Origin of the sequence: Pelatocladus sp. BLCC-F211 (genome assembly GCF_041928655.1) — a bacterium.
Lineage (GTDB): Bacteria > Cyanobacteriota > Cyanobacteriia > Cyanobacteriales > Nostocaceae > Pelatocladus.
In genome coordinates, this window is sequence record NZ_JBHFLM010000106.1 from 41,286 (window position 1) to 63,257 (window position 21,972).

The 21,972-nt window shown below is 40.0% G+C and carries 18 protein-coding genes; 10 read left to right on the forward strand and 8 right to left on the reverse strand.

What is annotated here, in order from left to right:
- Positions 1 to 63: 63 nt before the first annotated feature.
- Positions 64 to 900, forward strand: a complete 837-nt coding sequence (locus ACE1AT_RS12975; protein ID WP_374868885.1) for a hypothetical protein — start codon at positions 64 to 66, stop codon at positions 898 to 900.
- 52 nt (positions 901 to 952) lie between these two features.
- Here the strand turns inward: ACE1AT_RS12975 and ACE1AT_RS12980 are convergent, their stop codons facing one another.
- A complete protein-coding gene (locus tag ACE1AT_RS12980) occupies positions 953 to 4,159 on the reverse strand; it encodes a glycoside hydrolase family 15 protein (RefSeq protein ID WP_374868887.1) in 3,207 nt (1,068 codons plus the stop codon).
- A 1,121-nt stretch (positions 4,160 to 5,280) separates the two neighbouring features.
- Here ACE1AT_RS12980 and mgtE point away from each other — a divergent pair.
- The gene (gene mgtE / locus ACE1AT_RS12985; RefSeq protein ID WP_374868889.1) at positions 5,281 to 6,636 is read left to right on the forward strand and encodes a magnesium transporter; all 1,356 of its coding nucleotides are present in this window, start codon (positions 5,281 to 5,283) and stop codon (positions 6,634 to 6,636) included.
- Between the two features lie 130 nt (positions 6,637 to 6,766).
- Positions 6,767 to 7,354 carry a PadR family transcriptional regulator gene (locus ACE1AT_RS12990; protein ID WP_374868891.1) on the forward strand — a complete coding sequence of 196 codons (588 nt, stop codon included), beginning with the start codon at positions 6,767 to 6,769 and terminating at the stop codon, positions 7,352 to 7,354.
- 126 nt (positions 7,355 to 7,480) lie between these two features.
- Here the strand turns inward: ACE1AT_RS12990 and ACE1AT_RS12995 are convergent, their stop codons facing one another.
- Together ACE1AT_RS12995 and ACE1AT_RS13000 are read right to left on the reverse strand one after the other, a co-directional pair.
- Positions 7,481 to 8,584 carry a helix-turn-helix domain-containing protein gene (locus ACE1AT_RS12995; RefSeq protein ID WP_374868893.1) on the reverse strand — a complete coding sequence of 368 codons (1,104 nt, stop codon included), beginning with the start codon at positions 8,582 to 8,584 and terminating at the stop codon, positions 7,481 to 7,483.
- A gap of 239 nt (positions 8,585 to 8,823) precedes the next feature.
- Positions 8,824 to 9,702: an alpha/beta hydrolase gene (locus ACE1AT_RS13000; protein WP_374868915.1), complete on the reverse strand. Its 879-nt coding sequence runs from the start codon at positions 9,700 to 9,702 to the stop codon at positions 8,824 to 8,826.
- 152 nt (positions 9,703 to 9,854) lie between these two features.
- Between ACE1AT_RS13000 and ACE1AT_RS13005 the strand changes: the two genes are divergently transcribed.
- Complete coding sequence (locus tag ACE1AT_RS13005) at positions 9,855 to 10,754, forward strand: helix-turn-helix domain-containing protein (RefSeq protein WP_374868895.1); 900 nt, start codon at positions 9,855 to 9,857, stop codon at positions 10,752 to 10,754.
- A 108-nt stretch (positions 10,755 to 10,862) separates the two neighbouring features.
- Here the strand turns inward: ACE1AT_RS13005 and gatA are convergent, their stop codons facing one another.
- Positions 10,863 to 12,320 carry an Asp-tRNA(Asn)/Glu-tRNA(Gln) amidotransferase subunit GatA gene (gatA, locus tag ACE1AT_RS13010; protein ID WP_374868897.1) on the reverse strand — a complete coding sequence of 486 codons (1,458 nt, stop codon included), beginning with the start codon at positions 12,318 to 12,320 and terminating at the stop codon, positions 10,863 to 10,865.
- Positions 12,321 to 12,621: 301 nt separating this feature from the next.
- Between gatA and ACE1AT_RS13015 the strand changes: the two genes are divergently transcribed.
- The 3 genes from ACE1AT_RS13015 (at position 12,622) to ACE1AT_RS13025 (ending at position 15,178) form a co-directional block, all read left to right on the forward strand.
- The gene (locus ACE1AT_RS13015) at positions 12,622 to 13,977 is read left to right on the forward strand and encodes an OB-fold nucleic acid binding domain-containing protein (RefSeq protein ID WP_374868899.1); all 1,356 of its coding nucleotides are present in this window, start codon (positions 12,622 to 12,624) and stop codon (positions 13,975 to 13,977) included.
- A gap of 184 nt (positions 13,978 to 14,161) precedes the next feature.
- On the forward strand, positions 14,162 to 14,773 hold the full coding sequence (locus tag ACE1AT_RS13020) for a hypothetical protein (RefSeq protein ID WP_374868917.1): 612 nt from the start codon (positions 14,162 to 14,164) through the stop codon (positions 14,771 to 14,773).
- A 93-nt stretch (positions 14,774 to 14,866) separates the two neighbouring features.
- The gene (locus tag ACE1AT_RS13025) at positions 14,867 to 15,178 is read left to right on the forward strand and encodes a DUF6464 family protein (protein WP_374868901.1); all 312 of its coding nucleotides are present in this window, start codon (positions 14,867 to 14,869) and stop codon (positions 15,176 to 15,178) included.
- Between the two features lie 22 nt (positions 15,179 to 15,200).
- Here the strand turns inward: ACE1AT_RS13025 and ACE1AT_RS13030 are convergent, their stop codons facing one another.
- Positions 15,201 to 15,863, reverse strand: a complete 663-nt coding sequence (locus tag ACE1AT_RS13030; protein ID WP_374868903.1) for a class I SAM-dependent methyltransferase — start codon at positions 15,861 to 15,863, stop codon at positions 15,201 to 15,203.
- 139 nt (positions 15,864 to 16,002) lie between these two features.
- Here ACE1AT_RS13030 and lepB point away from each other — a divergent pair, with 139 nt between their 5' ends.
- Positions 16,003 to 16,575: a signal peptidase I gene (gene lepB / locus ACE1AT_RS13035; RefSeq protein WP_374868905.1), complete on the forward strand. Its 573-nt coding sequence runs from the start codon at positions 16,003 to 16,005 to the stop codon at positions 16,573 to 16,575.
- 102 nt (positions 16,576 to 16,677) lie between these two features.
- Here the strand turns inward: lepB and ACE1AT_RS13040 are convergent, their stop codons facing one another.
- On the reverse strand, positions 16,678 to 17,220 hold the full coding sequence (locus tag ACE1AT_RS13040) for a helix-hairpin-helix domain-containing protein (protein ID WP_374868907.1): 543 nt from the start codon (positions 17,218 to 17,220) through the stop codon (positions 16,678 to 16,680).
- Between the two features lie 92 nt (positions 17,221 to 17,312).
- A complete protein-coding gene (locus ACE1AT_RS13045; RefSeq protein WP_374868909.1) occupies positions 17,313 to 17,687 on the reverse strand; it encodes an NINE protein in 375 nt (124 codons plus the stop codon).
- Positions 17,688 to 18,033: 346 nt separating this feature from the next.
- On the opposite strand from ACE1AT_RS13045, the gene ACE1AT_RS13050 reads away from it, so the two are divergent.
- Positions 18,034 to 18,357: a DUF1825 family protein gene (locus ACE1AT_RS13050; protein ID WP_016863581.1), complete on the forward strand. Its 324-nt coding sequence runs from the start codon at positions 18,034 to 18,036 to the stop codon at positions 18,355 to 18,357.
- A gap of 97 nt (positions 18,358 to 18,454) precedes the next feature.
- Here ACE1AT_RS13050 and ACE1AT_RS13055 read toward each other — a convergent pair whose 3' ends face one another.
- On the reverse strand, positions 18,455 to 20,374 hold the full coding sequence (locus tag ACE1AT_RS13055; RefSeq protein ID WP_374868911.1) for a transglycosylase domain-containing protein: 1,920 nt from the start codon (positions 20,372 to 20,374) through the stop codon (positions 18,455 to 18,457).
- A gap of 177 nt (positions 20,375 to 20,551) precedes the next feature.
- On the opposite strand from ACE1AT_RS13055, the gene tyrS reads away from it, so the two are divergent.
- Entirely contained in the window at positions 20,552 to 21,721 is a 1,170-nt protein-coding gene (gene tyrS, locus ACE1AT_RS13060; RefSeq protein ID WP_374868919.1) for a tyrosine--tRNA ligase, read from the forward strand.
- The last annotated feature ends 251 nt before the right edge of the window (positions 21,722 to 21,972 follow it).

The following is a 21,972-nucleotide window of genomic DNA, read 5'->3' on the forward strand; positions in this document are numbered from 1 at the left end:
TAACAAATAGTGATGATAAGTGAGTTGATTCAGGGTATAATTAGACCTATTTGGGAACCACTTGTGGTTGTACCAATGCCATGGCGAGCGATAGTTGTTGTGCTTGTTTTAATGCCGATCTTCTCTTGGTTTTTTTGGCGAATATTTCCATGGCTACTTGTTAAACTTTTACAATTAGTTTCTGTTGGTTCGGAATTATTAGCAAATATGCTACTTTTCGGAGAATATTTGCTGACAAAAAATCTGAGAAAAAAGGGACGTCAACCACCAGAATATGTCTATATCTTTGCTGATTTTCTTCGTAACATAGTTAGTTTTTTATATCTATGCAGCCAAGAATTGGATAAAGTTCGCCAGAAGGCATTAAAAAAACGATGGCTTCCACGCAGAATCTGGTTAATTATCACAGGAATAATCATTTTATTAACATGGTATGCACGTCCTGTATTTGGAGAGACTACTGTTGGTAAATTCATTGACAATAGTGTCATTTTTTGGTATTCATTTGATAGCTGGGTAATGACTCCTCAATCAAAGTTATCGACTTTAAATAGTTATTCACCGACAGAATTTGTCAAAGCTTATTATTCAACTATTAATAAACGTCAGTATATTGCTAGTTGGAATTGTCTATCGCCCAAATTTAAAACTAAGAAATCAAGTTTGCCAAGTGGTTTTATTTCTTATGTCAGCTGGTGGGAACAACAAGTAGAGCGAATAGAGATTACAAAACAACCTAGCGTAGAAGAACAAAATAATAATTCTGCAATAGTAAAAGTTCAACTGCAATACTTGCTGAAAAATCAACAAAAGTTATCTGAGCCAGAATCTGTACGTTTATGGCTGGTGCGGGACGGTAAAACTAAAAGATGGATGATTAGTCATTCAAGGGTTATTTAGCTAAAGGGTGCGTTAACCGAGTGTCATGCACCCTACAAGATTACTACAAAATTTACAATTCTTGCACAAACTCCGTCAAGAACCTAAACGCTTTCACTACATAACTAGCGCACTCTTTGGGAGAAGTATTGTAAAACGATCGCCACGCACTACCTTTGTCTTCATCATAGCGATCGCCTCTTTCTGGATGTCCATCTAACCATGCTAATCTCACAGCATGACCGATTAATACATCTAAAACTATATATTCTTCGATTTGCAAATCAGGGTTATTGGATGCGATCGCAGCTAATTCCATTAATGTTTCGATATTGACTTGGCGATATTCAGGAGCCTCTATTTTATTTAACAGATGTTCTACTTGCAGGGCAAAGTTCTTTTCTCCGGCTGTCATCTCCGAAATCATCTCTTCACTTTCTAAGCGGTTGCGGCGCTCTAATTTGTCGCCAATTACCAAACCCTTACAATGATGCATTAACAGCCAAACTTGTTGATAAAAGTCTTTGGGTGTGCGTCCAGTTGCACCTTCAGCTTGACGGAAACGACGCCAACCACCTGGTTGAACTTCGATGTCCTCGAAAATAATTGGTTGTACCACCCACTCAATATCACTTTCTTTTTGCTTGACGTGCAAAGACTCTTGCTGGCGTAATAATTTACTCATGTCTGAGTACTCACCTAATACCTGGCTTAACCGGGTTTTGACTTCAAATGGTGAAAGTTGCATCAGGGTTTCGTAGGCTTCATCTTGAGTCAGTTTAAACTCTTGTGCAAGTTCACTGGTAAGCAATAAAATGAGATAACCGACTCTGAGGGTGAGTAGTCCTTTAAATAACTCTGGTTCTGATTTAATTAAAGTACTCAGATAAATCAGGATTTCTTGAGTTAAAACGCGATCGCGTATATCTTCGCGACAAAAATGATTGATTTTCTCGACAATTTCGTTGTGGGAGAGGGGTACAGTCATCAATGAAGCTTCACTGTAAGCTTTCCCAACTGCAATTTGTTTACCCCGGACGATAATACTGGTAACTACATCTGATAAAGCAATATACGCCATTTGCCGCAACCCTGCTGCCCGTCGCACAACCGCCCAAATTCCTAATTCTGCGGCTTTAGTGTAAACTTCATCTAGTAAATCCCCGACTGTCACAAGATTTTCTGGATCACCAAAACCAGTATCAAAATCTAGCCCTTGTAAACGCGTCAACGTCTGCAACAATTCTATTTGTTCGTAAATATTTTCTGAGGAACGCAAGTAACCAAGCAATAACCCAAAGTTGGTTTCGTATTCTACTTGGAATTCTTGAGTATGTCTCAAAGGCCAGTTTTTATCTGGATGCAGTGCTAAATAAATGCAGCGAGGTTTAGCATCTTTGACGGAAGACAAGGTAAATTCAAACTCTGGCAGAAAATCAATTCGTTCGATCGCAGCTGTCAACATCAACTGATTCAGCCGTCCTAATTTTACCCGCACACCGTTACAAATACCATCTTTGAGTTCTTGCATGAGGTTTAGTAACGCCTCGGAACCAGTTTCCAACATCGTGCGTGTCAACATTAAAGTTAAGATCGGACGCCCGAAATCACTCCAATATTTTTGAATATAAGCAAGTTCACTGCGTAATTGCGCGATCAAAAAATGATAATCCAGAGTTAAATAGAATTGCTGAGGATCTAAAAATGAAGGTAAAAATACAACTGTTTCCCTACCAATACGAAATATTCTTGATGTGGTTAAACTACGAGGACGACGGGGTTGACGTCCAGTTAAACCGAGTTTGTCACTGCGTCCAATTTGAGCATAAATGCTGATAAAATCATCAGCTTGGCGGATTTGAATTGGTTCTACTTGCTTGGGTGTTTGGGTTTCAATCCCGTAAACTTCTAGTTCTGCTTGTAAATCTTCATCTTCTGCTAATAAAGCAATTTGCACTAGAGGATCTCGGTGTTTATCCATGCGTAAGTGTCGCCCCAAGGGATCAATATCTCCCACGGCAATTAATTTTTCACTTAGCATTTGACCAAGATAATATAAACTCTGCGCCCACACTAAAGGCACATTTTCATTAGGTAAACGTGGCTGAGTTGATGGTGCAAGTTTTTCTGCTTCGACAAATTCTGCACTCACATAATAAAGTTCTGGTAATAAATCCAAGCCATCTTTTTCTACAACTAAAAATTCTAAACGTTCTTGGTAATATTTAGCTTGTTCTTCGTTGCCACAAAATAACCCATCTAAAAATAAATAGGTGAAAAACAAAGGCCATTCACATTCAATATTTTCAAATTGTTTAAGTTCCCAAGGTTCGTAGTGCAAGCGTTTGTTGTCTTCCAAAACAGTTTGGTGTCCATCGCGTAAAAAACGCTTACAGCCGTATTTACCCTCTAGTTTTGTAATAATATCATTACGAGTGCGATCGCGTAGTTGTATATCTTCAACTGCAAACGCCGGAAAACTAATCACACTCAAAATTGCCGCATCTATTTCTTTAGAAGCAGATTCTCTTGGTAGTAGAGATTCAAGAGTAATTCTGGCACGGGCGATTTCATCTGGTAATACATGAATTACTGATGCTTGACTACCACCTATACCAAATAAATCTAGTCCATCAATTGCTTCTAAAGCAGCTTTGGCCATACCAATAGAACTAGCATTTAATTCTGCATTCCCATGATTTATTTTATTACCTCTTTCCCAAATTCCATAATCGGGTGTACGATAAGCCCTACCAATGTAGTAAACCAAATTCTGCACAAAGTTGACTTCATCCAGAGTAAAAATAATCTGTAATCCTGAAGAAGTCATTTGTGCCAAAATCAACAAAAATATTGATGTTGCATCTAGTTGTAAATGTCCCCATTCTTCATCACCAACAACAATATCTCCGGTAGCGGTATTGTATTTGGCATGTAAAGCATCTAAAGGTGACTGAGTATGTTTAAATTTTTCTACTTTATGCGCCTGTCGCATCATTGCAAACAACAAACCCCGCATTAATTTGACGACGCTGTGTTCTAATTCATAGGTGCGTCCTTTGTCTTCATCAACCTTACGGTATGCTAGCGCTAACCCCCAAACTGCCAAAATACTGTAAACATTATCACGTACCCAAGCATCAGTGTAATCACCATGAGCAGTGATTGCTGTACTTGCAGGTAATAAACCAGTAATTGGATTTTGCCGTGCTAAGATTATTGTCTTGATTTGCTGATAATAATACTCTAGACGTTCTGGCAATTGGGAAGCTTTTTTCATATTGAATTTAGACAGTAGATTCTGGAAAATAACCCTGTGACTTTGTATTTAATTATGTCAAGCCAACCAAAAAAACTAATTAATAATAACATTATATAGCAACCCTAAATCATTTGTAAAAATCCTTATTTTCTCCTGCTTTGTGTCCTTTGTGTCCTTTGTGGTTCGTTCATTAGAAGCATTTATTACAAGTCATAAATTAACTGCTATAATTTGAGTCAAGCAGTTAATTTATGAACTATTTATTATGCATAACTTAACACAATTATGATTTTCTCAAACTTTTATTATACAGCCGTCTTATATAGAGCTAGGAACATAATATTTATTTAACGTAGACACGGTAGCGGCTTGCCGCAGGCTAGCACAAAAGACACATAGACGCGCAAGCGGCTTCTCGTAGAGTAGAACACAAAGAATCGAAAGAGAAAATAATAAATGACTGATTTACAAACAATTTAGGTTGGTTGTAAAGAAAAATATTATGCATATGTTATTATGTTTAACAATACCCAAATATTAACTATCCTCCAACACTAAAGTTAAAAGCTATCTGCTGATTAATTATTGAGCAGAATCGTTGAAAATGCTGTTCGGTAGTTGTATCTAAAACTTGCTCAAAGGAATTAATACGAGTTTTATAACTTCGTTGACTGCCAGCTTTCAGGTTGATAACAGTAGCAATTGCTATCAGGCAAACTAGTAGTGTCAGCTAGGATTGTCTAACTTCTGCCTATGAATGCCTTGAAAGTACCTTGAAATAATCACTAATTCTAAAGTAGTAATTATTTTAACTTCGTAAAGTTGAAAAATTAATCCTGAGAGAAGCTTGACACATTTGCTAACAGTAGTAGAATCTACTCAAAGTAATCAAAAAATCAGGGTAGCTAAGTGGGTTGCTTGTGTGTAGCATCACAGAATATCCACTTTAACGCTTAAGCGTTCACCGGATGCTTAATAGTTCCGGGTTAGTATGAGATTGAGCGATGCCTTGATTGGTCATCGATGTTGAGTTCCAGAGATTTTATGGACCAAAGTCCACAAGACGGTAGTACTATCCTCCTCTAAGCTGGCGAGTTTGTCTCCCAGCGCGGGGGAGGCAATTGGGAGGTTATAAATAAATGCTTGTACAGGACGTTCGCAATTCTGTCATTGACGTTGCTGACTTGAACCAGCTGAAATGGGATTTAAACCGTTTACAACCGGTTGATGTGGGAGAGTACATTACCCAATTACCCAGTCAACAAAGGGCGATCGCATTTCGTCTACTTAACAAACATCAAGCCACAGACGTTTTTGAATATCTACCTCCAGACGTGCAAGAAGAATTAATCAATTCTCTGCATGATGTGCAGGTTGTGCAAATTGTTGAAAACATGAGTCCCGATGATCGGGCAGAATTATTTGATGAGTTACCCGCAAAGGTTGTCAAACGCTTATTACAGCAGCTGAGTCCAGAACAAAGACAAGTAACAGCGACAATTCTCGGTTATCCTGAAGGCACTGCTGGTAGGGTAATGACCACAGAATATGTACGCTTGCAGGAAGGATTAACTGTAGGTGAAGCTTTGAGCAAAATTCGTCGTCAAGACGAAGACAAAGAAACGATTTACTACGCCTACGTGACTGACGACAACCGCAAGTTGGTGAGTGTTGTTTCTCTGCGACAATTGTTATTTACTTTTCCTGATGTTTTGATCGGAAATATCGCTAGCGATCGCGTTGTCAATGTCAAAACAGAAACGCCCCAAGAAGAAGTCGCCCGCATCATGCAGCGTTACGACTTGATCGCTTTACCTGTGGTTGATCGGGAAGAGCGACTAGTTGGTATTATCACCATTGATGACGTGATTGATATTCTTGAAGAAGAAGCCACAGAAGATATTCAAAAATTAGCAGGGGTGAGTGGTGGTGACGAAGCTACTTTGTCTTCTCCATTGATCACGCTCAAAAAACGTTTACCATGGCTATTTGGAGTGATGCTGCTGTATATTGGAGCATCCAGTGCGATCGCACCCTTTCAGTCTACGATTTCGATGGTCCCAGTATTGGCTGTAATTATGCCTCTATTCTCCAATACGGGTGGTACTGTTGGCATTCAAGCTTTGACAGTGACAATTCGCGGACTTGGTGTGGGAGAAGTCACACCCAAGGATACCTTGAAACTTCTGCGTAAAGAACTGACAGCAGGACTGGGTACAGCCTTAGCTCTGGGTTTGACAATGATTTGTCTTTCCTTAATTTGGGCGCCTCCTCAAGAACGTTGGGTATCATTGATTGCTGGAACGGTAATGGCGATAAATACCCTTGTCGCCGTCACTTTAGGGACTTTGTTACCAATGGTTCTAAAGCGCCTTAAGCTTGATCCAGCACTAGTTAGCGGGCCATTAGTGACAACTATGCTGGATGCGATCGGGTTTGTTATATTCTTAACTCTAATTTCTAGTGCTTTGCATATATTCCACTTGAAACCCTAACTTTTACTATTTTTTAGTTATTTTTCACTCATAATCCCTCATTTGATTGGGGGATTATTTATGTTAACTTTTATTAACGATATATCGTGATATATCTATAATCGAAATAGAAGTATGCAAGAGAAAAATTATGTTTTTAGGTCTTCCTAGACATCCTCATTTTATGGGTAGGTTTTTGGGTGTTCCTATGCACCCTGATTTTTTTGAATCAGGATGCGACGATAGACCCCGCAGAGGTAGACATCACCGCTCCTCGAAATGGGATTGGAAAGATGAGCAACGGACACCGCGTGGTGATATCAAGTACATCCTCCTATCGTTGCTAGCAGAACAACCCCGACATGGATATGATTTGATCAAAGAATTAGAAGCACGTTACGGTGGGTTTTGGAAGCCTAGCCCAGGTTCCGTTTATCCCACACTCCAGCTACTTGAAGAAGGGGGTTATCTCATTTCTGAGCAAGTAGAAGGTAAGAAAGTATACACAATCACAGAAAATGGTAGACAATTATTAGCCGAACGGGGTGATCCTCAAGACTGGATGACAAGAAGAAACAAACCCCAGCAGTGGATGGAATTGGGAAATGCGATCGCTGATTTAGGTGGAATAGTAATGCAAGTTGCTCGCAGTGGTAATGCAGATCATATAAATAGAGTACGTGAAATACTCCATCGAGCTAAACGTGAAATCTACACCATCTTGGCACAAGAGGATTGACACATTTTGCTCAAGGGGAATTGGGGATCGGGAAGAGACTTGTTAAATAATTCTCCCTTGTCCCCCTTCCCTTGTCCTCCCAGTCCCCCATGTCTCCCTTGTCCCGATCCCCAATCCCCTTTCCCTCTACAACGCTTCTGGTGGTGAAATATCTGGTCCGACAGTCACCCCAGCATTGCTAGACTTGATTCCCGGTATAATTTTAGATTCATTATGCTTGAGTGAGCCTGAAACAGAAGAAGAGGTAGGAGCAGGAGTAACTGGATTTTGATTCACCAGTCTGCTAGTTTCTCCTTGTTGAGAAATATAGGATAATCCGCTTATAGCACCAGCGACCAGAGCAGTGTAGCCCACATATAAATGCATGGGGCGAATTTCCAAGCCTAGTTGTTTAGAAGTTTTTTTAGACTCACCCCAGGAGGGTAAAACGGATTTTGTTGTTTCTGGTGCTGGTAAAGAAGCGACTAAAGTTGTTCCATTGAGTCCTAAAACATTTGCCATTGTACGGATAAAACCGCGTACAAATACATCTTCTGGTAATAACTCCCAGTTCCCATTTTCGATCGCTTCCATTTGATGAACTGAGATGTAAGTGTAAACGCAGAGTTGGTCAAGAGAAAGACCTCTAGACTCACGAGCTTGGCGGAGTTGTTCCCCTATTTGACGCAGACTTTCTGTACGTTGTTGTTCTGTGGTTTGCTTTGTGACTTCTGTTTGGGAAACTGTTTTATTTTTGAGCCACACTAAAGGTGTTTTTACTGGCGTAATATTTTCGTCGTTAGCTATATTTGCTACTAATTGCTGCTGAGGTGCTAAATTTTCTGTTTTAGTATTTTCTTGGTTTTCAATGGGATGAAATTTTACGTTTGTTAAACACTCTGATAAGTTATTGTAATTATTTTGTTGGATTTGTGGCGTAAGAACAGTAGTCTCTGCTTGTGGTTGATTATCTATCAATTTTTCTAGAGGTTTTTCAACTTGTTGATACTTTTGAACTAATTGTTCAAATGCTAAACCAATCGCTTCTCTAGCCACGGCTTTGATCAACATTTTGCCTTGGTCAGCAGAGTCACCAAGTAGTTTTTGTATAGTAGCTAATGCACGACGGTAAACAAGAGAATTATGCAGTTCTGCTTCTATTTTTCCTAAAAGCGATCGCAATTCATCTTGAGAAATTTCAATAGTGGGATTCTCTAATATTTGTGAAAAGCACACAGGTGTAGTAACCATTACTATAAGTCTCTTTAGTAATCAAAGCAAAAAAAGTTATACCTGTGTCATTTATTCTAAAGTTATGTTCACATATCCGGATTGTTAAGTATAAAATTATCACTAAATTGAAAAGCAAAAGCAAGTAAATTTGATAGTATTTTCAACAATATATTTTTTATTTTTTATACATCAGTATTTACTTAAGTTACTATTAAAAATCATACTTTAAATTGAAAACTTATTTAAGTTTTATTTGTTTAATCTTCTCCCTGAGAAAGCTGGTTCCATAAGCAAAGTACTGCTTGTAAATACTCAACAGGAGCTACTTCTGCTACGTTATTATGTCCAGCATCGGCAACCAGGAGCAATCTTTTCGGTTCAGGAGCAGCAGCATATAATATTTCACTCATGAAAGCAGGGATAGTAATATCACTGATACCATGAATGAATAAAACAGGTATTTTTAACTGAGGTACTTTTTGAATTGATTCAAATCGCTGTGTCAATACTAAATTGACAGGAAACATCCGAAAAATGTTCCGGTAAGCCACCACTTGGCGAATTGAGGTAAAAGAGCTTTCTACAATCAATCCAGCAGCATCTGGCTGTTTAATAGCTAGATCAATAGCGATCGCACCTCCCAAAGAATGACCGTAGATAAAAATTTGACTGGGTGCAATTTTGCGTTGATGTACTAAATAATTCCAAGCGATCGCTGCATCTTCACATACTCGCCTTTCATTGGGAAAACGACCTCGACTGTTACCATAACCTCGATAGTCAATTAATAATACCGAAAACCCTAATTGATAAAATCTACTGGCATTGGTAATATTTGCGCCAATATTTATACCATTACCATGTAGATAAAGTAGAATTTTCCCATTCGATTGATTTGCTATGAGCCACCAACCGTGAATATATTCGACCTGATGCGATTGAATTTGTATAGGTATCCAAACTTCTTCGTAAGGTAAATTTAAAAACGTTGGTGTTGTTTCAATCATAGAAGATGGGAAAAAGATAAACCGTGTTTGTTGTAAAAAAAGAAGTATACATACAGCACAGTAGGCGAGTACTGTAAGGATTCCAACCCAAACTAAGATATTGGTGAACAATTGTATTTTATGTTGCAGCTTAATCTGTTAAATGCCAGTATTTATGTATACAATATAATCGCAAAAGCTTGTAAATTTAGTATTTGCCAATTAACATTGTTGATCAAAAAAATTATGATTTAAAAGTTTAATAAATAAAGAATAGTAGATTATTCAGTAGATTTTGGGAGATGACAGTGACGTCCTTTAATGAGGCTCAACAAGAGCAGCTCAAGGAAATCGGAGCATATTTACGACAGATACGCCAAGAGAAATCCGTGCGTCTAGAACAAATAACTGCTCAAACCCTGATCAGACAAGCATTTTTAGAAGCATTGGAAGAAGGTCGATATGAAGACTTACCAGAGCCAATTTTTGTACAAGGGTTTATCCGACGCTACGGTGACGCATTAGGACTTGATGGTGTATCATTAGCCAAAAATTTTGCAATTAACTTTTTCCTGCTCGACTCTGGTAATGATGGTAAGAAAGCACAGAAAAGCTCAAGTATACATATCCCTCTTGCTGTTCCTTATGTAGTATTATTAGCAGTTGCTTCTTTTATATTGTTTTTTCGTCTCAATCCCAAAGCTCCAACCGATTCTGTTGCTCAGGATCAAAAATCCAAAGCTTCCCCACAAACAACATTATCTACAACTGTAGCAGCGTCACCAACACTATCCCCATTTACCACACCAACAACTACAACTCCATCACCAGCAGCATCCCTAGCAGCGTCACCAACACTATCCCCATTTACCACACCAACAACTACAACTCCATCACCAGAAACACCTCCTTCCACTCCAACAGCATCTCCCGTTGAAGTGACACTAGAACTGCAAGGGGAATCATGGGTGCGAGTCAAAGCCGATGGTAAAACTATGTTTGTGGGGACTTTAAAGAAGGGAGATCGAAAAACTTGGACAGCAAACAAGCAATTGACTATACGTTCTGGAAATGCAGGTGCTGTATTAGTTTCTGCTAACAAAAGTGAACAAAAACCTCTCGGAGGTTTAGGAAAGCCGAAGACAGTGACTTTTACTCCTGAAACTGTCAATAATCAAGAGTCCATAGTCAATAGTCAATAGTCATTCAACTTTGGATTTTGGATTGACTTCAATGGTGAAATCTGCTTGCTCTGTACGATCAAATAAATATCGGTCAACAGTTTTTGACCATTGACCATTGACGAATAACTATACTTGTGGCATATGTAAATGCCACTGAGTAGATTGTTCATAAGCGTAAGCCACTTGAAACAGTTGGTCTTCTCGTAAAGGCTTACCAATTAACTGTAAACCAATCGGTAGTCCACTGTCATCAAAACCACAAGGTACACTTATACCTGGTAGACCTGCTAGATTCACGGGAATAGTCATCAAATCAACTAAGTACATACTTAGAGGGTCAGCAGTTTTTTCTCCTGCTTTGAATGCTGTGCTAGGAGCTGTGGGACAGGCTAAGACATCAACGTGTTCAAAAGCTCTTTCAAAGTCTTCCTTAATTAGGGTGCGTACCTTTTGTGCTTTCAAATAATAGGCATCATAATATCCTGCTGAAAGAGCGTAGGTTCCCAACATAATCCGACGTTTGACTTCTGTACCGAAACCAGTTGCACGAGTACGGGTGTACATCTCAATCAAGTTTTCCGCTTCATCAGCACGATAACCGTATTTAACGCCATCGTAACGAGCTAAGTTTGCGGAAGCTTCCGAAGGAGCAATAATGTAATAGCTAGGCAAACCATAACGGAAGCGGGGACAGGAAACAATATGAATTTCTGCACCCAGATTTTGCAGTTGAGCAAGTGCTACGTTAATAGCCTCTTCAACTTGCGAATCTAGACCTTCACCAAAGGTTTCTTTGATCACACCAATTTTGAGTTGTCCTTTCGGTTTGAGGTCTGGCTGTAAACTTGCGGTGTAGTCGGGAATAGGAACTTTTAAGCTAGTAGAATCTTTCGGATCGTGACCTGCGATCGCTTGTAATAATGTTGCTGCATCTTCCACAGAACGAGCAAAGGGGCCAATTTGATCCAAAGATGAAGCAAACGCGACTAAACCATAACGTGAAACTAGTCCATAAGTCGGTTTAATCCCCACCACACCACAGAAAGAAGCAGGTTGACGAATTGAACCCCCAGTATCAGAACCCAGAGAAACAGTACATTCTCCTGCTGCTACCGCGGCCGCCGAACCACCAGAAGAACCACCCGGAACTCTCGATAAATCCCAAGGGTTAGCAGTCAAACCATAGGCTGAAGTTTCTGTGGAACCACCCATAGCAAACTCATCCAAATTGGTTTTACCCACCATCACAGCACCAGCTGCTGCCAACTTTTGTGTTACCGTTGCCTCATAGGGTGGTACAAAGTTTTCTAAAATCCGGGAAGCACAAGTAGTGGTAATTCCCTTTGTACATATATTGTCTTTAATACCGATGGGAATACCTGCCAATAACCCAATTTCTTCGCCTGCGGCGATTTTAGCATCCACAGCTCGCGCTTGTTCCAATGCCCGTTCGGCAGTTACGCACAAAAAACTGTGTAACTTTGGCTCTACTGTTTGAATGCGGTCTAAAGCTTCCTGAGTAATTTCTACGGCAGAACGTTCTTTTTTAACTAGCTGTTTGTGCAACTCGCGGATGGATGCCATGATTGCTTCCTTAGTGACTCAAATCATTGATTCTAGTACAGTTTGACAATTTATGATCAGGGATCGGGGATTCTCCAGAGGAGACGCTACGCGAACGGGGATCAGGGATCGGGGACAAGGAGGACAAAACAAGTCAAAAGTCAAAAGTCAAAAGTCAAAATTAAGAACTTGTTGCCCAATGCCCAATGCCCAATGCCCAATGCCCAATGCCCTGACATCCTTAACTAGATTAATATGTATTCCATGCTGAACAATTTTATAAAATTAATTAATTCTCAAGACTTAAATATATTAGAGAGCAATGGTGAAAATTGTAACACGCAAATTTTTAGGTATACAGAATGTATATGACATTGGAGTAGAGCAAAACCATAATTTTGTGATTAAAAATGGTTTAGTGGCTTCCAATTGTTTCAATAAATCCCACTCTACAGCTTACGGTTATGTAACTTATCAAACTGCGTATTTAAAGGCTAATTATCCTTTAGAGTATATGGCAGCACTGTTAACGGCTAACAGTGACGATACAGATAAGGTGCAGAAATATATTGCTACCTGTACAAATATGGGTATTCAGATCGATCCACCCGATATTAATCGTTCTGGGATCGATTTTACCCCCTTGGACGGGAAAGTTCTGTTTGGATTGTCGGCGGTGCGGAATGTCGGACAAAATGCGATCGCTGCAATTTTGGAAGCGAGAGAATCCAAAGGCGAGTTTAAGTCTTTATCTGATTTTTGCGATCGCGTTGATTTGGGTACTGTGAACCGTCGCACTTTAGAATCTCTGATTTATTGTGGAGCTTTTGACAAAATTGACTCCAATCGTAATCAATTACTTCATGATTTGCCTTTAGTTTATGACTGGGCGCAATCCCGCGCCAAAGATAGAGCTACAGGCCAAGGTAATCTCTTCGATTTATTAGGCGGTGGATTTGCTAGCAATCCTAATAAAAATAATATCCAAAATAGTTTTGATAGCGCTCCTAAAGCTAAACCAGTTCCTGATTTACCTCCCCAAGAAAAGTTACGTAAAGAGAAAGAATTATTAGGCTTTTATGTATCAGATCATCCGCTTAAATCCGTACGGAATTCAGCGCGAGTCCTTGCACCAATTAATCTTTCTCAATTAGGTGAACAAAAAGAGGAATCAATTTTATGTGCAGTAGTAATGCTCAATAATGTCAAAAAAGTTATCACCAAAAAAGGTGATCCCATGGCAATATTGCAAATAGAAGATTTAACTTCCCAATCAGAAGCAGTAGCATTTCCTAAAACCTACGAACGCATTAATTCACTTCTGCAAGTTGATTCCAGATTAATAATTTGGGGTAAAGTAGACCGACGAGATGACCAGACTCAATTTATTGTTGAAGATGCAGAAGCTGTAGAAACAGTACAAATGGTGATGGTAGAGTTAAATGCTCAACAGGCAGCTACCATTGAAGAACAGCATCGTTTACGAACAATTCTACAAGAGCATTCTGGGGATAAAGAAAAAGCCAAAGTCCCAGTGATTGGAATTGTTCAAGCTGAAAATTCTCGTCATCTCGTCCGTTTTGGACGCCAATTTTGGGTACAGGATTCTCGCAGTGCTGTTTTGGCTTTACAAAATGCTCGATTCTCTGCTCATGCACAATTACTTACTAACACTTAGATGTCTTTGTAATAAAAATTAATCTATGTTTATGTTTTAAAATAACAGTATTTTCTGTGAAAACATTTCCATGGAATATTAATAACAATTATACTTGTTTTCACTTTATAAGTATAAAACCGTAGCTATTAATGTAATAGCTGTTTTTTTAGTTACTTCTGCGGATGATGCTCTCCTGGTAAAAATGGTATCTTTTGATGCCATGAGGATAAATGCAGCAACCAGGGTAAGGAGCAAATACTTGGTAACGGCAAATGCGATAGGTCACTTTGTTGGATATTGCAAAAAAATCCAACCCCAATCTCAAGAAGAAATTAAAATTTTTTTTGAGGGGGTTGTTGGGTTTCCTTATGATCAGGAACTCCTATTACAAGCATATTTATTTCTAAATATCAACAAATTATTTCCAATCTGCACTGAATTGCTGTTATTTGAAAAGTCTCCTATTGCCGACTATACAGATTTAGGTAAGTGTGATTTTGTCTACCTTACTTCTCAAAATAAATTGTTTTTAATTGAAACAAAATTTATTGATACGGAAGCAACAGGAGCAACCGAAAGAAAAAGAAGAAACAAACATAGGAACAAAGTATTTGAACAGGTTATTACATTAAAACACCGATTCAGTGAATATTGGAATATAAAATTGGAGGAATTAGAATGTGGTGTTTTTACAACTGATGCAGAAATTGACTGGAGAGGAAATGACGTGAATGTCATAACTAAATCAGTGCCGATTAATAAACTTCAATACTGGCGAAAACACTATAAGGTAGAAGGGGAATTAATGAAATAAGATTAAGGTTAAATATATTTCCTCCTGACTTCTTTCTCAAGAGTGAATATGTAACACTAGAGAGGAAAAGCGCACACAAGAGGTATAAAGAAGGTGTTTAGAATACTTTTGGTGATTACCATTGGTTTCTTACCATCGCTACTTTCCCTGTGGTTAATGCGTAAAACCCAGGCGCGAATGCGATCGCACCTTAGACGCGTGGCGAGAAATTTTCCCAGAGAACCAATATCAATAGACACTAGACCAGACCTAAGCGATCGCTACTATCTAGAAGGAGTAGGTTATCTCATTGGTGACGTCAGCTGTCGGTATAATGCTCGTTCTGGCTATTTACGCTGTGCCGTCAATCCTAGTGGCCCCTGTGAAGGTTGTCGTTACTATGAAGCCAAAGAATTTACTAACTAGACGTGCCATGGCACGTCTCTACTTACCAATTCCAACGCTTCTGTGCTGTCCAGTGGCGATCGCTTGATTGATAAACCTCGACTGCTTGCAAACCTACCTGAGAAAGTAAATCTTTCACTTCATCTATAGTTAAAGCAGCGTGCAGAGAATCACGAAATAATTTTTTTTGATGTTCATTATATTCAGTACCAATACTATCAACTAAAGCATCCATTGTTACTTCATCACGCGGTCGAAATAAATCACGAATAAAAATACCACCATTGGGTTTCAATACACGCTTTAGTTCTCGGAATAAAGATAAAGGATCGGGTAAATGATGAACAAGACTATTTGATACAACTATATCAAACTGTTCATCTGCATAAGGCATATGTTTAACATCTACCAATTCCAAACGAATTTGGTCTTGCAAACCAGCTTCTTGAACATGAGAAGAAGCAATTTGTAGCATACTTGCAGCTAGATCAATCGCAACAACTTGCCAATTAGGTCGCATTTGACACATCAATATCGGAATTCGAGCCGTACCAGTACCAGCATCCAACACCACAGCTTGTTCTGACGACCCCAAAGCGATCGCTTCTTGAGCAAAAGCACTATTGACCTCAGTAAAGTCCATTGCATCATACTCAATAGCCTCTTCGGCGCTATCCATAACTTCTGGTTCTAATATTCTTTCCATATTTAGTTGATTATTTTTCTCCCTTGTCTCCAATCCCCATTTTCCAGATAGGTACCCGCAGGATTGTCAATAAAAGATATATTTAGCGTCAAGATAAGTAGAGTGTTCGTCTAATTTTGGAACCAAATAGTTAACTTCTATGACCCCTCAAAAAAGTAATACACAAGACGCTTCTGCGTCGTCAGGAGTATGGCGCAGTGTGCGGGAAAATTTGGGTTTGATTGCTATAGCTTTAGTTTTGGCATTTTTGATCAGGACTTTTATTGCTGAACCTCGCTACATTCCCTCAGATTCAATGGTGCCGACTCTACATACAGGCGATCGCTTAGTAGTAGAAAAAATTTCTTATTCTTTTCACTCTCCACACTTGGGCGACATTATTGTTTTTCAGCCTCCCGAAACACTACAACAAAGAGGATACCCAAAAGACCAAGCTTTCATTAAGCGTGTAATCGGTGAACCAGGTCAAACAGTAGGAATTAGTGGTGGCAAGGTTTACATTAATGGAAAACCCCTACAAGAAGATTATATTGCCGAACCACCAATCCAGCCATTTACACAAGTGCGAGTCCCAGAGAATGAATTTTTCGTCATGGGAGATAATCGCAATGATAGTAATGACTCTCGTTACTGGGGCTTTTTGCCCAGAAAAAATATTATTGGTCGGGCTGTTTTTCGTTTTTGGCCCTTTGACCGCATTGGATTAGTTTAAGGGGATCGGGGATTGGGGATTGGGGATTGGGGATCGGGTATTATTGGGAGAAATTTCTCCTTTGTCCTCCCGATCCCTGATCCCTGATCCCCTATCCCCGATCTAGAACCTGAGATAATACATCAGCTGGGCAAGGATATCACCGGAAAGATTTAAGCGTCGTTGAAAATCTACCAAGTTACGATAAGGCCCAGCTGATTGGCGATTTTCAATCACTGCTTGAGCGATAGATATTTCTATAAATGGTATTTTGACTAAACTCTCAACTGTTGCTGTATTGGGATTAATTTTATAAGTAATATTATCTACAGAATCGTCATCATAATAACTAAAATCTAAAATTGCCTCTAAAGACTTGAGTCGCTGTACCGATATACTCAAAGCAGCTGCTATATCTTCAACACAGTAAAATTTGACACCACTATGGGATAGTTCTACAAGCGATCGCGCTTGATGAATAGATAAACCAGGTAGGCGCAACCAATCATCAACAGTTGCTTGATTAGCGTCTATGCGTATACCTAAAGATACTGCGATCGCGATTTCTTCTGTTGACTGTAATCGATAATAAGGGTCATTCAGTAGTTTAGAACGCAGTTTTTGCAATCTAGGGTTGAGTGGAAATGGCAGCCTATTTGAGTTCATCTCACGTTTTAAGATTAGTGGTTAGTCGTTGGTTAGTGGTTAATACGAACTATCAACAATCAATAAACAACCAACAATCATCAAGCAACTAATTAAGAAATTTGATCAAGCAAATGACGGCGTTTTTGTTCAAATTCATATTCAGAAATCAATCCATCTTGACGCAAAGCATCTAACTCACGCAAAGCATCTGCGATCGCTCCGACTTGATTGGCTTCTGAGCGTACAGAACGAACTACTGACTTACCTTCATTAAAATTCTGATCAAAAGCTTCTTCGTCTTGAGCTAAATACCAAACTCCTTCAATCGCACTTGCTACCTTGGGAATTGGCGTCCACGACAGCAGCACATACAATAGGCCCCACAACGGCTGTCCTAAATAAAATTTATGTAAACCAGAAATTGTTAATGTGCCAGCAAACGCTAAAATTGCAGCAACACTCCGGCTTTTTCGCTTAGTCAACATCTTTGGTTCTCCTCATCCAACTAACCACCATACTTTTTATTGTATTGAAGCTAAGGGATAGGGGATAGGGGATAGGGGATAGGGGATCAGGGATTCTCCGTCATGAGACGCACTCGCGTTCGGGGATTAGCGGAGATGGAGAGAATAACTAATGACAATTGACAATTGACCAACCACTAACCATCAACTAAATCGTCAAGTGTTGATATCTCGGTAAAAACTGTAATTTAACCGAAGCTTATTTTCTAGCTTAGTTTCCCAGACTAAAGACTAAAATAAATCTAGAGGCAAATTTTAAGCCAAAGTGAGGTACTGATCATCAGTACTTATAAGATATAGAAGCAACATGGGATTCTTTGACTCTGAGATAGTTCAGCAAGAAGCAAAGCAGCTGTTTGAAGATTATCAAGCCCTAATCAAACTTGGCAACAATTACGGCAAGTTTGACCGCGAGGGTAAGAAGCTGTTTATTGAGCAAATGGAAGCGATGATGGAGCGTTATCGCGTCTTTATGAAGCGATTTGAGTTGTCAGAAGATTTTATGGCGCAAATGACTATTCAGCAGCTGAAAACTCAGCTCAGTCAGTTTGGCGTCACACCACAACAAATGTTCGATCAGATGAACATTACCCTAGAACGGATGAAAGCGGAACTAGAAAAACAGAACTGAAGATTAGGTGCTACAGGCTAGAAAATTTAAAATGAAAAATTTTTAATTTCTAAATTTTTAAAGATTTATCCCTAATCTCCAGTTCCTGGTTATTAACCTACTTTTTAGGGCGAGGGAACTTAGAAGGTGGCTTGAAGTACTCTACAGGTGTGTCTTTAAGTGCCTTGAGCATAAAATCACGCCAGACAGGAGCTACCATAGTCCCTCCTGTAGCACCAGTAGCCAATTGCCTATTATCGTCTCTACCCACCCAAACAGCAGTTGTCAGCTGGGGTACAGTTCCGACAAACCAAATATCTTTTTCTGAAGAAGTAGTTCCGGTCTTACCAGCCGCAGGACGGTCAATAGCTGCATTTTTCCCAGTACCATCAGTGATTACTGATTGCATCACATTGATTACTGCCGCTGCGGCCCATGGTTCTAGAACTAGCTGAGGCTTGGGAGTGTTATCTAACAAGACATTACCGCTACTATCGGTAACACGGACAATTACTGTCGTTGGTGACTGCCAGCCATAATTGGCAAAAGTAGCATAAGCACCTGCCATTTCCATAGGTGTCACCCCAATCGCACCAAGTGGTAAAGAAGTCACTGGTTCCATTGGACTCATAATTCCTAAGGTACGGCATGTCTCAACAACTTTGTTCATGCCTATAGCCTTGCCAACCTTGATGACTGGGACGTTACGAGACAGCTTCAAAGCTGTACGAATAGACATTGCCCCACTATAACCGCCATCGTAGTTGCGTGGACTATACCAACCACTACCATCACGGTAACTTACAGGAGTATCATAAACAACTGTATCAGGTGTAAATTTACCTGTGGCAAAAGCGGCATAATAAACAAAAGGTTTAAAAGAAGAGCCTGGTTGCCTATAAGCTTGGGTTGCACGGTTAAATTCACTAGTTTTGGAGTCTACACCACCCACCAATGCTTTCACATAATGGGTGCGGGGGTCGATCGCCACCAAAGCAATTTGATTTTTAGATAACCCTTGACTGCTTAGTCTTCTATGCCATTTACTGACAGTTTCTTCTGCCATTTCTTGAAACTTGGCATCTACTGTGGTTTGTACGCGCATTCCACCTTTTAACAAGGCTTCACGACCGAATTTCCTTGCTAGTTCTTGAGATACAGCGTTAGTAACATAAGGTAAGGCGCTACCTTGAAATGACCTAATTCTACCTAGTTTAATTTTTTCTTTTAAAGCGTTGTCATATTCTTTTTGGGTGATCCAGCCCAAAGTCAGCATTCGTCCTAAAACTTCCTTCTGCTGATATTTAGCTTTTTCCATGCTGACAAACGGGCTATATTCTTCTGGTGCTTGGATCAAGCCCGCCATCATTGCCGACTCACCTAAAGTTAAATACTCCGCCGACTTATTAAAATAGCTACGTGCTGCTGTTTGTACACCGTAGTTATTGTGACCCCAATATACTTGATTGAGGTACATTTCCAAAACTTGGTCTTTTGTAAGTATTTGTTCGAGACGAATTGCTAATACTGCCTCGGCTATTTTCCGGGTAAATTGACGTCTCTGGGACAAAAACAGATTTTTCACCAGCTGCATGGTAATGGTAGAACCACCCTCGCGCACTCCACCAGCTACCCAGTTGGTTACTACAGCACGTCCCACACCTTTAGGGTTAATGCCGTGATGAAAGTAAAAATCAGCGTCTTCGCTTGCTAGTACTGCACGTTTTAGTTGCGGCGAAATTTTATCTAGAGGCACAACTTCTCGGTTGGCTTCACCATGGATACTTGTTAATAACTTACCCTTGATGTCATAAATATAGGTAGTTTCTGAAGGAAAAAAACTACGTAGCTGTCTTACATCAGGCAAGTTGCGGAAACTAATGGCTAAACCAACTAATCCTCCGGCAACAATGGAACTCGCTAGCATGGTAATTGATAGCAGAGTACCGCCAGCTACCTGACCTACTCCTTTCAAAAACTCAACGCCAGATGAAGGGCTACCTTGGGATTGCTTATCTTCAAAAGTCCTAGATGACACGGCGTTCTCACTTCCTCACTTGTAAATATAACTATAATTTCTTTGGCGCAGCAAGACGGTTAAATTTTTGCAATTATATTAATTTGGCAGATATAAACAACGGAAGCATTGCTAGTGACTATAACCTACCCAACTTCCATATTGCAAAGTATAGATAACAGTCAAGATCCTAATAGTATGGTGCAGAACTTTTCTTGGTTACGTCGTGGCATTGTCGAAATTTTTCCCCAACCAGCTGATTCGGATACTGAATCTGAAAGTTTAGAAAAGCGCTTGGCCACAACCGACCGACCCTTGCGGATAAAGTTGGGCATTGACCCGACAGGGGCGGATATTCATCTCGGTCATAGCATACCAGTAAGGAAACTGCGAGCTTTTCAAGATGCTGGTCATACAGCAGTTTTGATCATTGGTGATTTCACGGCACGGATTGGCGACCCTACAGGTAAGTCAGATGTGCGCCGCCAACTTACACAACAAGAGGTCGAGGCAAACGCTCAGACCTATCTTGACCAAGTACGTCCCATACTAGATTTTGACACACCTGGCAGGTTAGAGGTGCGATATAACTCGCAATGGCTTTCCAAACTTGACTTAGGAAAAATTTTAGAGTTACTCTCAACCATGACTGTGGGACAAATGCTAGCAAAAGAAGGATTTGCTGAACGTTATAAAAAAGAGAATCCGATTTTTCTACATGAGTTCCTCTATCCGTTAATGCAGGGTTTTGATTCTGTGGCTGTGGAGGCTGATGTGGAGTTGGGTGGTACTGACCAGAAATTTAACATAGCAGTAGGACGAGATTTGCAACGTCATTTTGGACAAAAGCCTCAATTTGGTTTGCTACTCCCGCTTTTAATTGGCACAGATGGCGAGCAAAAAATGTCTAAGTCCTTAGGTAATTACGTAGGTTTACGAGAACATCCGACGCAAAAGTATCAAAAATTGCAAGGTATTCCAGACCACCTGCTAAAAGATTATTTTGAATTGTTGACGGATTTACCTCTAGACACACTACCAGAAAACCCACGCGATCGCCAAAAACTCCTCGCGCAAGAAATAGTCCGGCAGTATCACGGACAAGACGCCGTCAATAACATTGAAGCAGGAGACCTACCCGAATTTTCTCTATCCAAAGTAGAATTTCCGGCAAAATTGTCCTATATTCTCAATATTACTGACTTATGCAAAAGCGGTGGAGAAGGAAAGCGTAAAATTCAAGAAGGCGGCGTGCGACTAGATGGCGATCGCATTACCGATGTGGATACTTATTTTGAAACCGCTAGTCAATTGTACGGAAGAGTTTTGCAACTCGGAAAAAATAAGTTTGTCCGACTTGTTGAATGAAGGGGATCGGGGATTGGGGATTGGGGGACAAAACAAGTCAAAAATCAAAAGTCAAAAGTCAAAATTAAGAACTTTTGATTTGTTGCCCGATGCCCAATGCCCCATGCCCCATGCCCCATGCCCCATGCCCCATGCCCCATGCCCCATGCCCCATGCCCCATGCCCCATGCCCCATGCCCCATGCCCCATGCCCCATGCCCCATGCCCCATGCCCCATGCCCCATGCCCAATCCCCGATCCCTACACCAGTA

Bases quoted from the DNA above. Each gene is read 5' to 3' on its own strand.
- ACE1AT_RS12980 (WP_374868887.1), bottom strand. From the start codon at position 4,159: ATGAAAAAAGCTTCCCAATTGCCAGAACGTCTAGAGTATTATTATCAG.
- mgtE (WP_374868889.1), top strand. From the start codon at position 5,281: ATGCTTGTACAGGACGTTCGCAATTCTGTCATTGACGTTGCTGACTTG.
- ACE1AT_RS12990 (WP_374868891.1), top strand. From the start codon at position 6,767: ATGTTTTTAGGTCTTCCTAGACATCCTCATTTTATGGGTAGGTTTTTG.
- ACE1AT_RS12995 (WP_374868893.1), bottom strand. From the start codon at position 8,584: ATGGTTACTACACCTGTGTGCTTTTCACAAATATTAGAGAATCCCACT.
- ACE1AT_RS13005 (WP_374868895.1), top strand. From the start codon at position 9,855: ATGACAGTGACGTCCTTTAATGAGGCTCAACAAGAGCAGCTCAAGGAA.
- gatA (WP_374868897.1), bottom strand. From the start codon at position 12,320: ATGGCATCCATCCGCGAGTTGCACAAACAGCTAGTTAAAAAAGAACGT.
- ACE1AT_RS13015 (WP_374868899.1), top strand. From the start codon at position 12,622: ATGGTGAAAATTGTAACACGCAAATTTTTAGGTATACAGAATGTATAT.
- ACE1AT_RS13020 (WP_374868917.1), top strand. From the start codon at position 14,162: ATGGTATCTTTTGATGCCATGAGGATAAATGCAGCAACCAGGGTAAGG.
- ACE1AT_RS13030 (WP_374868903.1), bottom strand. From the start codon at position 15,863: ATGGAAAGAATATTAGAACCAGAAGTTATGGATAGCGCCGAAGAGGCT.
- lepB (WP_374868905.1), top strand. From the start codon at position 16,003: ATGACCCCTCAAAAAAGTAATACACAAGACGCTTCTGCGTCGTCAGGA.
- ACE1AT_RS13040 (WP_374868907.1), bottom strand. From the start codon at position 17,220: ATGAACTCAAATAGGCTGCCATTTCCACTCAACCCTAGATTGCAAAAA.
- ACE1AT_RS13045 (WP_374868909.1), bottom strand. From the start codon at position 17,687: ATGTTGACTAAGCGAAAAAGCCGGAGTGTTGCTGCAATTTTAGCGTTT.
- ACE1AT_RS13050 (WP_016863581.1), top strand. From the start codon at position 18,034: ATGGGATTCTTTGACTCTGAGATAGTTCAGCAAGAAGCAAAGCAGCTG.
- tyrS (WP_374868919.1), top strand. From the start codon at position 20,552: ATGGTGCAGAACTTTTCTTGGTTACGTCGTGGCATTGTCGAAATTTTT.